The sequence below is a fragment of the Micromonospora sp. WMMD956 genome (assembly GCF_029626125.1).
GTDB classification, from domain to species: Bacteria; Actinomycetota; Actinomycetes; order Mycobacteriales; family Micromonosporaceae; genus Micromonospora; species Micromonospora carbonacea.
In genome coordinates, this window is sequence record NZ_JARUBI010000005.1 from 7,040,587 (window position 1) to 7,055,453 (window position 14,867).

Sequence of the window (14,867 nt, forward strand, 5' to 3'; positions counted from 1 at the left end):
GCGCGTCGCTCCGGGCACCCGGCCGGATGGGGCGGGAGTGGTTCGCGCGATTCGATCGGAAATCGGGACCCTGGCGCCGGACCGATCGGAGTGGGCGAAGCCGCACGCGGCATGATCGTCTGCTGTTTCCGGAGAGCTCGTCCGGCGTGTCGTCTCACTGATCAGCAGACGATCACGCCGACAGCCCCGCTCCCCTCACAACGCGACCACCGCCGCCGACTCCGGGGGGAGTTCGATGCGGTCGCGGGTGACCGAGACGCCCTCCTCCGTGGTCAGCAGCACCCGGCGCGCCACCCCCGGCAGGGTGATCCGCTGCGGCCGGCCGGCGAGGTTCGCCACCACCATCCGCTCGCCCCGGCGCATCACCAGGAACTGGTCGCCGTGCCGCACGTCGACGGCGTCGAGCCGGGGATCGGAGAGGTCGGGGTCGCTCTTGCGCAGGGCGATGAGCCGTCGGTAGAACTCGTGCATCCGGCGGTGTTCGGGCTTGTCCAGCTCGGCCCAGTCGAGCCGGGAGCGCACGAACGTCTGCCGGTCCTGCGGGTCCGGCACGTCGCCGGGCGGCCAGCCGTGCGCGGCGAACTCGCGCCTACGGCCGGCGGCCACGGCGGTGGCCAGCTCCGGCTCCGGGTGGCTCGTGAAGAACTGCCACGGGGTGCTGGCCGCCCACTCCTCCCCCATGAACAGCATGGGGGTGAACGGGCCGGTGAGCAGCAGCGTCGCGCCGACGCGCAGCAGCGCCGGGGACAGCGTCGCGGAGATCCGGTCGCCGGTGGCCCGGTTGCCGATCTGGTCGTGGTTCTGCAGGTACGCCACGAAGCGGTGCCCCGGCACGCGCTGCCGGTCGACGGGCCGGCCGTGGCTGCGCTGGCGGAAGCTGGACCAGGTGCCGGCGTGGTAGAACCCGCCGGTCAGCACCTGCGCCAGGCACTCCAGGGAGCCGAAGTCGGCGTAGTAGCCCTGCCGTTCCCCGGTGAGCAGGGTGTGCAGGGCGTGGTGGGCGTCGTCGTTCCACTGGGCGTGCAGGCCGTACCCGCCGGCCTCGCGGGGCGTGACCAGCCGCGGGTCGTTGAGGTCGGACTCGGCGATCAGCGACAGCGGCCGGCCCAGCCGGGTCGACAGGGCCTCCACCGCGACCGCGATCTCCTCCAGCAGGTGGGTGGCGCGGGTGTCGGGCATCGCGTGCACGGCGTCGAGGCGCAGGCCGTCGACGTGGTAGTCGCGCAGCCACATCACGATGCTGTCGACGATGTAGCGGCGCACCTCGTCGGAGTGCGGGCCGTCGAGGTTGACGGTGCGGCCCCAGGTGTTGCTCCGCTCGGTCAGGTACGGCGCGAACATCGGCGCGTAGGCCCCGGAGGGCCCGAAATGGTTGTAGACGACGTCGAGGATCACCCCCAGACCCTTGGCGTGGGCGGCGTCGACGAACCGTTTCAGCCCGTCGGGGCCGCCGTAGGGTTCGTGCGGGGCGAACCAGCAGACCCCGTCGTACCCCCAGTTGTGCTCGCCGTTGAAGGCGTTGACCGGCAGCAGCTCGACCAGGTCGACGCCGAGGTCGACGAGGTGGTCGAGACGCTCGATCGCCGCGTCGAAGGTGCCCTCGGGGGTGAAGGTGCCGATGTGCAGCTCGTAGAGGATGCTGCCGGGCAGTTGCCGGCCCGTCCAGCCGGCGTCGCCCCAGCGGTGGGCGGCGTGGTCGTAGCGGCGGCTCGGCCCGTGCACCCCGGCGGGCTGCCAGGGCGAGCGGGGGTCGGGCAGGGCCCGGTCGTCGTCGCCGAGGACGAACGCGTAGTCGGTGCCGGGGCCCGCGCCGGGCACCTCGACCCGCCACCAGCCGCCCGGCTCGGGGCGCATCTCGTGGTCGGCGGCGGCGTCGGCGTCGCCGGCCAGCCGCAGCCGGACCCGGGCGGCCTCGGGCGCCCACACGGTGAATTCGGTCATGCGGCAGCCTCCACGGAGTCGGCGGGTGCGAGGAGGGCGACGGGGAGAGTGTCGAGCAGATCGTCCAGCAGCAGCTCACTGCCACTGTAGACCCGCCCGGTGAACACGTCGGTAACAGTGTGGCCGCCCAGCGACAGCCGGGTGCCCCGCCAGCAGCCGGCGCGGGCCAGCCGCAGCGGCAGCCGGGTGGCGACGGCGACCGCCCCGGCGCGGTGCGGCCCGCCGGGAGAAGAGCCGCCCCGGTCGGCGGCGCCTCGGTCGAAGGCGACGACGTGGGCGGCGGCGGGGCCGTGCGCGGGCACCGGGCGGTAGCCGGCGAACAGCTCCGGGTGGTCGCGGCGCAGCCGCAGCGTCCGCGACACCACGAGCAGCTTCGCCGCGCCGGACGCGTCCACGGCCGGGCGCAGGCCGGCGTCGAGCCGGGCCAGCTTCTCCCGGCGTACGCCGAAGTCGACCGGGCGGCGGTTGTCGGGGTCGACGAGGGAGTTGTCCCACAGCTCGGTGCCCTGGTAGGTGTCGGGCACCCCGGGCATGGCGAGCTGGACGAGCTTCTGCCCCAGCGAGTTGGACCAGCCGGCGGGGGTGATCTCGGCGGCGAACGCGGTCAGCTCGGCGTGCAGCTCCGGGTCGTCGTACATGCGGTCGACCAGGGCGTGCATGGCGCGCTCGAAGCCCGGGTCGGGGTCGGCCCAGCTGGTGGCCACCGACGCCTCCCGGGCGGCCTTCTCGGCGTACGCGTGCAGCCGCTCCCGCTCGATGGGCCACGCGCCGACGGCGGTCTGCCAGAGCAGGTGGGCGAACGCCGGATCGGGCAGCGGCGCGGCGGCGGTCCACCGGGTGACCCGCTCGGCCCAGCGCCCGGGCAGCTCGGAGAGCACGGCGAGGCGGGCCCGGACGTCCTCGCCGCGCTTGGTGTCGTGGGTGGAGAGGGTGGTCATGGCCGCCGGCCAGCGCACCTGCCGGGCGGCGGCGAACCGGTGGAACTCGGCCGGCGGGGTGCCGAAGTGGGCGGGGCTGCCGCCGACCTCGTTGAGGGCGACGAACCGGCTCCACCGGTAGTAGGCGGTGTCCTCGACGCCCTTGGCCATCACCGCGCCGCTCAGCTGCGGGAAGCGTACGCCCAGCTCGTCGTCGGGGTCGCGGAGCCGGCGGGTGACCGCGTCGAGGGCGGGGGCCAGGTCGGGGCGGCGGCGCCCGGCCTCGGCGCGGGCGGCGGCGAGGTGGCGGGCCCCGTGCGGCGGGTAGCCCCGGTAGACGGGGAAGCAGGCGGCCAGCTCCGCCAGGGCGGCGCGGGCCTCGTCCGGGGCGAGCTCGGGGGCGAGGGCGGCGAGCCGGGTCAGCTCGGCGGCGAGCAGCCGGGTGGCGGCCTCCAGCTTGGTGGCGTGGGTGAGGTCCTGCCAGGAGGTGTGCCGGCCGGTGAGCCGGGCGTCGAGGGCGGTGAAGTCGGCCTCGGCGGCGCCGTCGACGAAGAGGCCGCCGACGGCGGCGAGGGCGTCGTAGCCGGTGGTGCCGTCGACCGGCCAGTCGGGCAGCTCCTCGCCGTACTCCAGGATCTTCTCCACCAGCAGCCACGCCTGCGGCGCGGCGGCGCGCAGCCGGGCCAGGTAGCCGGCGGGGTCGCGCAGCCCGTCGGGGTGGTCGACGCGGATGCCGTCGACCTCGCCGGCCGCCGCCCACCGCAGGACCTCGGCGTGGGTCGCGGCGAAGACCTCCGGGTCCTCCACGCGCAGGCCGGCGAGGTCGGCGATGGCGAAGAACCGGCGGTACGTCAGCTCGCGGTCGCCGCGCCGCCAGGAGACCAGCTCGTAGTGCTGCCGGTCGTGCACCTGCCGGGGGCTGCCGTCGCCGGTGTCGTCGGCGATCGGGAAGCGGTGCTCGTGGTAGCGCAGCTCCCCGTCGGCGATCGTGAGGTCGTCGAGGGCGTCGGGGGTGTCGGCGAGCACGGGCAGCAGCAGCCGGCCCCGGTCCCAGTCGATGTCGAACCAGCGCGCGTACGCCGAGTCGCGGCCCCTGCGCAGCACGTCCCACCAGGCGGGGTTGGCCGCCGGCCGGGCCACCCCGGCGTGGTTGGGCACGATGTCGACGACGAGGCCGAGCCCGGCGGCGCGCAGCGCCCGCACCAGCCGCACGCGGGCGGCCTCGCCGCCCAGCTCGGGGTTGACGGCCCGGTGGTCGACGACGTCGTAGCCGTGCTGCGAGCCGGGGGTGGCGGTGAGCAGCGGGGCGCTGTAGAGGTGGGTGACGCCGAGGTCGGCCAGGTAGCCGGCGAGGCCGGCGGTGGTGTCGAGGTCGAAGCCGGGGCGGACCTGCACCCGGTAGGTCGAGCCGACCCTGCAGGTAGGGGTGTCGGACACCGTCAGACCGTCCTCTCCAGGACCACGAGGCAGCGGTCGGGCACGCAGATGGTGCCGCCCGCCTCGACGAGGGTCGGCTTCTCCGGGTCCGGGTCGGCGGTGCTGATCACCTGTTCCCAGCGCTGGCCGAACTCCTCCCCGGGCAGGGTGAAGTCGAGCGGGGCGTCGTGGGCGTTGAAGCAGAGCAGGAAGGACGAGTCGTGGTGGCGCTGGCCGAACTGGCCGCGTTCGCGGATGCCGTCGCCGTTGACGAACAGGGCCACCGAGCGGCCGAAGTCGTTGCCCCAGTCCTCGCCGGTCATCTCCCGGCCGTCGGGGGTGTACCAGGCCAGGTCGGGCAGCCCCGAGCCGGCGGCCCGGCCGCCGACGGGCAGGCCGGTGAAGAAGCGGCGGCGGCGGAACACCTGGTGGCGGTGGCGGAAGTCGACCAGCCGCCGGACGAAGTCCAGCAGCGGCTCGTCGGCGTCGTCCCAGTCGACCCAGGCCAGCTCGCTGTCCTGGCAGTAGGCGTTGTTGTTGCCGCGCTGGGTGCGGCCCAGCTCGTCGCCGTGGCCGATCATCGGCACGCCCTGGGAGAGGATCAGGGTGGCCAGGAAGTTGCGCCGCTGCCGCTGCCGCAGAGCCAGCACGCCGGGGTCGTCGGTCTCGCCCTCGACGCCGCAGTTCCAGGACCGGTTGTGGCCCTCGCCGTCGCGGTTGTCCTCGCCGTTGGCCTCGTTGTGCTTGTCGTTGTACGACACGAGGTCGTTGAGGGTGAACCCGTCGTGGCAGGTGACGAAGTTGATGCTGTGGAACGGGCGGCGGCCGTCGTCCTGGTAGAGGTCGGCGGAGCCGGAGATGCGGGAGGCGAACTCGGCGAGGGTGGCGGGCTCGCCGCGCCAGAAGTCGCGCACCGTGTCGCGGTATTTTCCGTTCCACTCGGTCCACAGCGGCGGGAAGTTGCCCACCTGGTAGCCGCCGGGGCCGACGTCCCACGGCTCGGCGATGAGCTTGACCTGGCTGACCACCGGGTCCTGCTGGACCACCTCGAAGAAGGTGGACAGCCGGTCGACCTCGTAGAACTCGCGGGCCAGGGTCGCGGCGAGGTCGAACCGGAAGCCGTCGACGTGCATCTCGGTGACCCAGTAGCGCAGCGAGTCCATGATCAGTTGCAGGGAGTGGGGGCTGCGCACGTTGAGGCTGTTGCCGGTGCCGGTGTAGTCGACGAAGTAGCGCCGGTTCTCCTCGGAGAGGCGGTAGTAGCTGGGGTTGTCGACGCCCTTGAAGCTCAGCGTCGGGCCGAGGTGGTTGCCCTCGGCGGTGTGGTTGTAGACCACGTCGAGGATGACCTCGATGCCGGCGGCGTGCAGCGTCTTGACCATGCCCCGGAACTCCTGCACCTGCTGGCCGAGGCCGCCGAGCGCCGCGTAGCCGTGGTGGGGGGCGAAGAAGCCGATCGTGTTGTAGCCCCAGTAGTTGCGCAACCCCAGGTCGGCGAGCCGGTGGTCGTGCACGAACTGGTGCACCGGCATCAGCTCCACGGCGGTGACCCCGAGCCGCTGGAAGTATTCGATCATCACCGGGGAGGCGATGGCCGCGTACGTGCCGCGCAGCTCCTCGGGGATGCCGGGGTGGCGCATGGTCAGGCCCCGCACGTGCGCCTCGTAGATCACCGAGTGGTGGTACGGGGTGCGCGGCGGCCGGTCGTTGCCCCAGTCGAAGTACGGGTTCACCACCACCGACTTCGGCATGAACGGGGCCGAGTCGGTCTCCGACATCCGGTCCTCGTCGCCGCCCACCTCGTAGTCGTAGACGGCCGGGTGCCACTCGACGTCGCCGTCGACGGCCTTCGCGTACGGGTCGAGCAGCAGCTTGTGCGGGTTGCAGCGGATGCCGTTCGCCGGGTCCCACGGGCCGTGGACCCGGTAGCCGTAGCGCTGCCCCGGCTCGATACCCGGGATGTAGCAGTGCCAGACGTACGCGTCGACCTCACGCAGCTCGACGCGGCGTTCCGCGCCGGTGTCCCACTCGTCGAACAGGCAGAGCTCGACGCGCTCGGCCACCTCGGAGAAGATCGCGAAGTTGGTGCCCATCCCGTCGTGGGTGGCCCCCAGCGGGTACCGCTCGCCCGGCCAGACCTGCATGTCGCTCCTCAGCCCATGATGATGATCGCCCCGGACGGGGCCGTGCCCGCCGGGTGCGCACGCCGCTAATGCCCCGCCGCCGGTCGGCCCAATCCACCCGTTGGTGCCGTAACCGATTCCGCCCGCCTGATGCCGACTGGACCTTTGGGTGGTGTCCGTCACCTTGGGCCCTCTCAGGATGCGGTTCGGGCCCGGATGCCCTTTCCTTGATGCGGGGGCGTGCGGAGGCGCGCGTTCCCGCTCGGCCCTCGGCCACCCCACCTTGCCCTGTCACGCCGCCATCGTTGCCGGCGCGGTCCACCCTGCACGGACGGAGTTCGATGTGACGACCCTGCGGGCCGGCGAGCAGACCGCCACCGCCACGGACCGGCTCTGCCGGCCCAGCACCACCTCACGGTCCCAGACCCCGCAGCCTGCGCTCCCGCAGCCCCACGGCTGCGGGGTGCCCCCGCAGACCCGCCGCATCCTCATGCTCTCCTGGGAGTACCCGCCGGTGCTCGTCGGCGGCCTCGGCCGGCACGTGCACGCCCTCTCCGTCGCCCTGGCCGCCGCCGGCCACGAGGTCACCGTCGTCACCCGCCACGCCGACGGCGCGCCCCTGGAGGAGTACGCCGACGGCGTCCGCGTCCTGCGCGCCGCCGAGGACCCGGTCGCCTTCCCCCTGGCCACCGGCAGCCTCCTCGCCTGGACCATGGCCTTCAACCACACCCTCACCCGCGCCGCCCTGCGCGCCACCGAATCCGGCAGCTACGACGTCGTCCACGCCCACGACTGGCTCGTCGCGCACACCGCGATGACGCTGCGGGACCACCTCGACGTGCCGCTGGTCAGCACGATCCACGCCACGGAGGCGGGCCGGCACCAGGGCTGGCTGCCGCAGGAGATGAACCGCACCATCCACGGCGTCGAGCAGTGGCTGAGCTCCGAGTCCAACCGGGTCATCGTCTGCTCGGGCTACATGCGCGACGAGGTCGGCGCGCTGTTCGACGTGCCGGCCGCGCGGGTCGACGTGGTGCCCAACGGGGTGGAGCCGCACCGCTGGAAGGTGCCGACGTCGGCGGTCGCCTCGGCGCGGGCCCGGTTCGCCGGGGACGGCCCGCTGGTCACCTTCGCCGGCCGGCTGGTCTACGAGAAGGGCGTGCAGCACCTGCTCGCCGGGCTGCCCCGGCTGCGCGAACGGCACCCGGGGCTGCGCGCCGTGATCGTCGGCGACGGGCCGTACAAGCCGGCGCTGGAGGCCGAGGTGCACCGGCTCGGCCTCGGCGGCACGGTCAGCATGCCGGGCTTCCTCGGCGGCACCGACCTGCCCGCCGTGATGGCCGCCTCGGACTGCTTCGCGGTGCCGAGCATCTACGAGCCGTTCGGCATGGTCGCCCTGGAGGGGGCGGCGGCCGGCGCGCCCCTGGCGGTCGCCTCGACGGGTGGCCTGGCCGAGATCGTCGAGCCGGGCGTGACCGGGATGACGTTCGCCCCGCAGGACCCGGCGGGGCTGACCGAGGCGGTGCACGCCCTGCTGTCCGACACCGAGCGCGCCCGGGCGCTGGCCCGCCGGGCCCGGAGGATGGTCCACGAGCAGTACGGCTGGGCCGCCATCGCGCGCCGCACGGCCGACGCGTACGCCTCGGCGATCGCCAAGGCCCCGGCGTTCACCGCCGAGCGCGCCGAGCGGCGGATGAGCGGGGGCGACGCCCAGCGGCGGGTCGCCGAGGGCAACCTGCTCGCCGCCGCCGGCCTGCGCTGAGGCGCAAGGAAGGGCCCCCTGTTAACGCATTCCGCATAGCAGGGGGCCCTTCTTAACAACGAACAGGGCGCGTCAGCGGTCGGCGGGCCGCTCGTAGGCGCGCTCCGGGGAGCCGATGTAGATCTGCCGCGGGCGGCCGATCTTGGTCTCCGCGTCGCCGAGCATCTCCCGGTACTGGGCGATCCAGCCGGGCAGCCGGCCGAGGGCGAACAGCACGGTGAACATCTTCGTCGGGAAGCCCATGGCCTTGTAGATGAGGCCGGTGTAGAAGTCCACGTTCGGGTAGAGCCGGCGGGACACGAAGAAGTCGTCCGCGAGGGCGATCTCCTCCAGCTGCATCGCGATGTCCAGCAGCGGGTCCGGCTTGGCCATCCGGCCGAGGACGTCCTGCGCGGCCTTCTTCACGATCGCGGCCCGGGGGTCGTAGTTCTTGTAGACCCGGTGGCCGAAGCCCATCAGCTTCACGCCGTCCTGCCGGTCCTTGACCTTGCGGACGAAGGACTGCACGTCGCCGCCGTCGAGCTGGATCTTCTCCAGCATCTCCAGCACGGCCTGGTTGGCGCCGCCGTGCAGCGGGCCGAACAGGGCGTTCACCCCGGCCGAGACCGAGGCGAAGAGGTTGGCGTTGCTGGAGCCGACCAGCCGCACGGTCGACGTGGAGCAGTTCTGCTCGTGGTCGGCGTGCAGGATGAACAGCATGTCCAGCACCTTGGCCATGACCGGGTCGACCTCGTACGGCTCCGCCGGCACGCCGAACGTCATCCGCAGGAAGTTCTCCACGTAGCCCAGGGAGTTGTCCGGGTACAGCAGCGGCTGCCCGATCGACTTCTTGTAGGCGTACGAGGCGATGGTGGGGACCTTCGCCATCAGCCGGACGGTGGACATCTCGACGTGGTCGGCGTCGAACGGGTCGAGGCTGTCCTGGTAGAAGGTCGAGATGGCGCTGACGGCCGAGGAGAGCACGGCCATCGGGTGCGCGTCGCGGGGGAAGCCGTCGAAGAAGCGGCGCATCTCCTCGTGCAGCAGGGAGTGCCGCCGGATCCGCTCGCTGAACTCGTCGAGCTGCTGCTGACCGGGCAGCTCACCGTAGATGAGCAGGTACGAGACCTCCAGGAAGGAGGACTTCTCGGCCAGCTGCTCGATCGGGTAGCCCCGGTACCGCAGGATGCCCGCGTCGCCGTCGATGTAGGTGATCGCGGAGGAGCAGGCCGCGGTGTTCACGAAACCGGGATCGTACGTGGTCATCCCGGTTTCCTTGAGGAGCTTGCTCACGCCGATGCCGGCGGGGCCCTCGACCGCCGACTGCACCGGCATCGACAGCTGCCCACCGGGGTGATCGAGCTTGACTTCCGTCATGTGTTCCTCGCTTCGCCGGCAGATCTACGTTGAAATTGCCTTCGCTTTTACCGTAAACACGGTTGCGGGGACACCGCCCGTCGTGGTTCCGCAGGTGAGGTATGCGTCACCCGATTCCCGGCAGGTGGGCCCGGAAACCCGGGGGTCGGGGACCGACCTCGAACGGGGCCAATGTGACAAAAGGCCCCCGATCGCGCACGAAGCGTGACCGGGGGCCCGGTGGGCAGCAGGGAGGAAACTCTCAGGAAATACTCAGGTGACGCAGCTCGCCGTCCGGGCCGATCCGGTAGAGGTCCACGCGGTTGTCCCCGGCGCGGAACAGTCGGTCGTCGGTGAGGAAGGCCGCGAACCGGCGGCCACCGGCATCCGGCGGCACCACCGGGACGACCGCCCCGATCCGCCCGTTGACGGCGACGGCGAGCAGCGTGCCGTCGGGTACCGAGGCTCCGACCGTGCCCCAGACCAGGGCCGGCAGCTCGCCGGTGTCCGGGTCGACGGCGCGGAAGGCGGCGAGGTCGGCGACCCGCGCCGACCCGCCGGCCGGGCGTTCGCCCACGGTCGTGCCGACCAGGGGGTGCGGCTTCGGCAGCGGCGGCGGCGCGGGCACCCCGCCGGTGATCGTGACCGGTTCCCCCGGCCGGTCGTAGAAGCGCTTGTCGGCGCGACCGCGCGGGGCCTGCCGGGCCGAGTTCCCGTCGACCCGCCAGGGGATCCGCACGTGCGCGTAGTCGGCGACCGTGGGCAGCAGGTCGACGTGCTCCCAGTTGCGGTCGTCGACCCGGCCGGCGCGCTGCCCGGGCTCCTTGACGAACATCGGCACCCAGGCCACCTGCCCGGCCGCCGCGCGGATCGCGTCCAGCCCCCGCCCCTGGGCCCCGTTGTCGAAGCTGACCCCGTGGTCGGCGGTGACCACCAGCAGGGCCCGGTCGTAGAGGCCGGTGGCGCGCAGCGTGCGCAGCGTCTCGCCGATCAGCCGGTCGGTGTACTCCAGTTGGGCCAGGTGCCGCCGCCGGGCCAGCTCGACCCAGCCCGCGCCGTCGTTGGGCAGGTCCTCCGGGGCGGCGTAGCGGGCCCCCGAGGGCAGGAACTGCCACGGCGCGTGCGGCATCAGCAGGTGCAGGAAGTGCAGGGTGGGCCGGTCGCCGGGGCGCAGCCCGGCCAGGAAGCTGGCGAACCGGGCCGGCTGGTTGGCGTTCAGCCGGTCCCAGCGGAACTTCGGGTCGGCGGGGACGGGCTCGGCGGCGTCCAGGCCCGCCTCGGCGGCGGTCTGCTCGCGGTACGACTCCTCCGGGTCGACGTGGCTGTCGACCGGGGCGGCGACCTGGCCCAGCAGCTTCCCGCTCTCCCGGACCAGGGTGCCGAGCCCCTGCCGGGGGCTGGCCGGCTGGTCGCAGCGGCTGGGCGGGCAGAGCCGGGTGATGCTCTCCTCGGCCCGGATGTCGTACAGGCCGCCGAGGGCGGTGAACAGGTTGTCGGGGTATTGCGAGTAGTGCGGGGCGACCGGCTTCGCCGGGTAGCGGCCGGTGAGCATGGCTGGCAGCGCGTACGGCGTCCAGCCGCTCACCCCGGTGGCGTCGCGGTACCAGGTGGAGCCGCCGGCCAGCTCCGCGAAGTGCGGGTAGCGGGCCGCGTCGATCCGCCCGTCGGGGCCGAGCAGGGAGACCAGGGGCAGCTCGTCGAGGATCAGCATGACCACCGGCGGGTGCCCGCCCGGGGCGGCCACCCCGGCCGCGCCGGCGTCGCCCCGCGGCAGCACCACCGCCGAGGCCGGCGAGGCGAACAGGAACAGCGCCACGAAGGCCGCGGGCCCGGCCGAGGCCACCCGCAGCGCCAGGCCCGGCCCGCGCCACCGCCGGTGCGCCGCCGCCCCGGCCGCGCCGGCCAGCACGGCGACGACCAGCAGCGGTACGCCCCGCAGGGGCGTGACGTGCCGGCCCACCTGCACGGCGAGGGCGGCCAGCAGCAGGCCGACGAGCACCGTGTGCACGGCCGAGCGGGCGGCCCGCCCCGCCAGCCGGCTCGCCGCCCCGAGCAGCGCCAGCGCCAGCGTGGGCACGGCGGTGATCAGCGCGACCAGGGCCAGGGTCTCGCCGCGGGTGGCCCGGTGGAACAGGAAGAAGTCGGGGCTGCGGCCCAGCACGTCGAGCATCGGCTGGGTGACCACCAGCCCGACCAGGGCCGTGACCTCCAGCAGCCGGCGCAGCTCGGCCCGCCAGCCGGAGGGCCCGGTGGGCCGGCCCGGGGCCGCCTCGGCGGTGGGCGGCGCGGGGGCGACCGGGGGCGCGACGGTCGCGTCAACCACCCGTCACCGCCTGGTAGAGCGTCCGGGTGCCGCCGGGCAGCTCGACCCGCCGCTCGACGCGGCACCGGGTGGCGAGCAGCCGGGCGAACTCGTCGGGCCGGTAGTCGGGGAAGAGGCCGGCCGGCTTGTTGGCCAGCAGCCGCCGGGCCATCGGGTCCTCGGGGTGGACGAACTCGACCACCAGCCGGCCGCCGGGGACGCAGGCGTCGACGAGCTGGTCGACGACCTGCGCCAGCGGCACGTTGCGCCCGATCGCCAGGTGGTGCACGACGGCGAGGGCCAGCACCAGGTCGGCCCGCGCCCGGGTGGCGAACGCGGCCCGTTCGACGCCCCGCCAGCCGCCGCCGGGCGACGGGTCGGCCAGGTCCAGCACCAGCGGCAGCACCCGCCGCTGCTCCTCGGCGCGCAGCGCCGCGTACAGCTCGTCGACCACGGCCGGGTCCTGCTCGACGGCGACGACGTAGCCGGCGTAGCGGGCGGCGAGGCGGGCGTACCGGCCGTCGTTGGCGCCCAGGTCGAGCACCAGGCCGGGCGGCGTGCCGGCGGTCAGCGCCAGCTCGACGAAGCGTTCCTTCGCGGCGCGGTCGGCGGCGGAGTAGCTGCACGTGCGCTGGTAGTCGGCCCAGTGGCTGCGTGCCTGGCGGGGACGCAGCCGGCCGACCAGCCGCTCGATGCGGCGGACGGCGGCCAGCGCCAGCTCCCGGGAGAACCCGGCGCCGCGCAGTTGCTCGCGCACCTCGCCGGTGGCGGCGTCGGCGTTGCGCTGTTGCATGGCCGAGTGCAGGTGCACGTGGGTGGGCACGCCGGGCAGCAGCCGCCGGACGCCGGTGAACAGCCGGCGCATCTGCTCCGCGGGGATCCCGTCGACCTGGGCCCGCAGCCAGGGCTGGAAGTCCACGCCGAGGTGCGCGGTGAGCAGCAGCGGGTAGAGCATGGTCTGGCAGAACTGCCGGTAGCCGGCCCAGGGTTCGCCGTCGCGGGCCGGCTCGAACGAGCCGACGTCGATGAAGACCGGCGCGACGCCGCGCCACTGGAGGTTGTAGGCCGAGCCGTCCTTGGTGGTGAAGCCGGCGGTCAGCGCGGCGCGCAGGATCTCCAGGTGCAGCAGGGCCGCGTCGCGGAGCATGCCGAACGACCACTCGTACGGGTGGGAGACGAACGGGATGCGTTCGTGACGCAGCACGGCGGCCCACTGCCCACCGGCCCCGGCGGCGAACCTGGCCGGTTCGACGGGCTCGGTGCCGCAGACCTTGCCGGCCGCGAGCAGCGGCGGGAAGAAGTCGCTGGCGGACAGGGCCCGCCAGTCCCGGGCCGCCCGGGCGTCGAGGCCGCGCAGCACCTCCCCGTCGGCGTAGAAGACGCGGTTGGCCGGGTCGCGGAACGAGCCAGGCTCGACCCGGACGTCGGTGTGCGGGACGGTCATCGCCGGTGCGCCCCCGCTCAGGAGCGGTCGGTGCGCTGGCGGCGGTACCGGGCCGTCAGCCGACGCCAGTAGAGCTTCGCGGCCACCGCCACTCCGGCCACCCCGCCGACCACCGCCTGCACGATCAGGCTGCCGGATCCCGCATCCAGGTAGGCCAGGTGCATCACGGCCGCTCCTTCCCCTCGCCGTCTCGGAGCCGACCCCGGGCACCCGCCAATCTGGGGTGTTCATGCCCAAAAGCCGGACTTGTCTCATTGCCACCGTACGCGACGCCCGGCCCCGTCGAGGCCACACCGGCCACTCCGGCCGCCGATCGGCGCGGTGTCCGATCCGTTCAAGACGCCCACGTCGCCCCGGCCGTACGGTCGGCGGTATGACACCTCACTTCGACCTCGTCGGCACGACCGTCGCCGACATGGCCCGCACCCTCGACTTCTACCGCCGGCTGGGGCTGGACATCCCGGCCGGCGCGGAGGCCGAGCCGCACGTGGAGGTCACGTTGGACAACGGGCTGCGGCTGGCCTGGGACACGGTAAAGACGATCCGTTCCTTCGACCCGGGCTGGACGCCGCCGACCGGCTCGCCCCGGATGAGCCTGGCGTTCCGGTGCGCCGACCCGGCGGAGGTGGACCGCTGCTGGGCCGACCTGACCGGGGCCGGGTTCCACGGCCACCTGCCGCCGTGGGACGCGGTCTGGGGCCAGCGGTACGCCGTCCTGCACGACCCCGAGGGCAACGGGGTGGACCTGTTCGCCCCGCTGCCGACGGCCGGCTGACCGGGCCGCCGCGCGGCGGCGGCTGCGCGAGCCGGGGCGGCACGGCCGGGGCGGGCCGGGGCCGGGGCCGGGCGGCAGCGCATCGGGCCGGGGCGGCTCAGCCGCGCAGCAGGACGGCGGGCGGGACGCCGGCCAGGTCGCGCACGTCCCGGCTCAGGTGGGCCTGGTCGGCGTAGCCGCTGACGGCGGCCACCTCGGCCAGCGGCGTGCCGGCCCGGGCCAGGGCGAGCGCCCGGCGCATCCGCAGGATGCGGGCGAGGGTCTTCGGGCCGTACCCGAACAGGGCCCGGCAGCGTCGGTGCAGCGCCCGGGGGGTCAGGCCGACCTCGGCGGCGGCCTCGGCGACCGGCCGCCCGGCGGCGAGCAGCCCGGCGACGCGCGTGCCCAGCGGGTCGGGCCCGCCGGCCGCGGCGAGCCGGTCGGCCGCGAGCGCCGCCAGCCCGGCGCCGGTGGGCCGCCCGCCCAACCGCTCGGCGGCCTCCCGGGCGGCCCGGCCCCACAGCGACTCCAGCGGCACCCGGGCGTCGCGCAGCGCGTCGGCGGGGACGCCGAAGACCGCCGGGCCGACGCCGGGCGGCAGCCGCAGCCCCAGCCACCGCTCCCCCGGCGCGGAGACGCTCAGCTGGGCCGTGCGGTCGGGACCGGCGACCAGCAGCCCGGCGCGGCTGGACCAGAGCAGGTCGAGGCAGCCGTCGGGCAGCACCCGGCTCGGGGTGCCGTCGCTGGTGGCGGTCCACAGCACCGCGCCGGGCAGGGCCGCCGGCCGTTCCTGGTACATCCGGCCCAGCATTCCACGCCGCCGCGCCGCCCGGAGAACGCGCCCCACGCCCCGGCGCAGATCGGGCGAAACAC

At 74.3% G+C, this 14,867-nt stretch carries 10 protein-coding genes; 2 read left to right on the forward strand and 8 right to left on the reverse strand.

The annotated features are described in order from the left end of the window. Nucleotides 1-195: 195 nt before the first annotated feature. Genes treZ through glgX form a run of 3 tightly spaced genes read right to left on the reverse strand, consistent with a single transcriptional unit; the run spans nt 196 to nt 6,418 of the window. On the reverse strand, nt 196-1,941 hold the full coding sequence (treZ, locus tag O7628_RS30515; protein ID WP_278135825.1) for a malto-oligosyltrehalose trehalohydrolase: 1,746 nt from the start codon (nt 1,939-1,941) through the stop codon (nt 196-198). Next, entirely contained in the window at nt 1,938-4,295 is a 2,358-nt protein-coding gene (gene treY, locus O7628_RS30520) for a malto-oligosyltrehalose synthase (RefSeq protein WP_278135826.1), read from the reverse strand. The genes treZ and treY overlap by 4 nt, the downstream gene beginning before the upstream one ends. Nucleotides 4,296-4,297: 2 nt before the next feature. Further along, entirely contained in the window at nt 4,298-6,418 is a 2,121-nt protein-coding gene (gene glgX, locus O7628_RS30525; RefSeq protein ID WP_278135827.1) for a glycogen debranching protein GlgX, read from the reverse strand. A gap of 322 nt (nt 6,419-6,740) precedes the next feature. Between glgX and O7628_RS30530 the strand changes: the two genes are divergently transcribed. Continuing rightward, a complete protein-coding gene (locus O7628_RS30530; RefSeq protein WP_278135828.1) occupies nt 6,741-8,159 on the forward strand; it encodes a glycosyltransferase family 4 protein in 1,419 nt (472 codons plus the stop codon). 72 nt (nt 8,160-8,231) lie between these two features. Here the strand turns inward: O7628_RS30530 and O7628_RS30535 are convergent, their stop codons facing one another. The 4 genes from O7628_RS30535 to O7628_RS30550 all read right to left on the reverse strand — a co-directional run bounded on the left by O7628_RS30535 (nt 8,232) and on the right by O7628_RS30550 (nt 13,407). Continuing rightward, nucleotides 8,232-9,515, reverse strand: coding sequence for a citrate synthase (locus O7628_RS30535; RefSeq protein WP_074473291.1), 1,284 nt, complete (start codon nt 9,513-9,515; stop codon nt 8,232-8,234). 241 nt (nt 9,516-9,756) lie between these two features. Continuing rightward, the gene (locus O7628_RS30540) at nt 9,757-11,817 is read right to left on the reverse strand and encodes a sulfatase-like hydrolase/transferase (protein ID WP_278135829.1); all 2,061 of its coding nucleotides are present in this window, start codon (nt 11,815-11,817) and stop codon (nt 9,757-9,759) included. Then, a complete protein-coding gene (locus O7628_RS30545; RefSeq protein WP_278135830.1) occupies nt 11,810-13,240 on the reverse strand; it encodes a class I SAM-dependent methyltransferase in 1,431 nt (476 codons plus the stop codon). Before O7628_RS30545 ends, O7628_RS30540 begins: the two co-directional genes overlap by 8 nt. A 17-nt stretch (nt 13,241-13,257) precedes the next feature. Continuing rightward, on the reverse strand, nt 13,258-13,407 hold the full coding sequence (locus tag O7628_RS30550) for a hypothetical protein (RefSeq protein WP_176734789.1): 150 nt from the start codon (nt 13,405-13,407) through the stop codon (nt 13,258-13,260). A gap of 206 nt (nt 13,408-13,613) precedes the next feature. On the opposite strand from O7628_RS30550, the gene O7628_RS30555 reads away from it, so the two are divergent. Next, a complete protein-coding gene (locus tag O7628_RS30555; RefSeq protein WP_278135831.1) occupies nt 13,614-14,015 on the forward strand; it encodes a VOC family protein in 402 nt (133 codons plus the stop codon). Between the two features lie 97 nt (nt 14,016-14,112). On the opposite strand, the gene O7628_RS30560 is transcribed toward O7628_RS30555, so the two are convergent. After that, a complete protein-coding gene (locus O7628_RS30560; RefSeq protein ID WP_278135832.1) occupies nt 14,113-14,793 on the reverse strand; it encodes a helix-turn-helix transcriptional regulator in 681 nt (226 codons plus the stop codon). Nucleotides 14,794-14,867 lie beyond the last annotated feature (74 nt).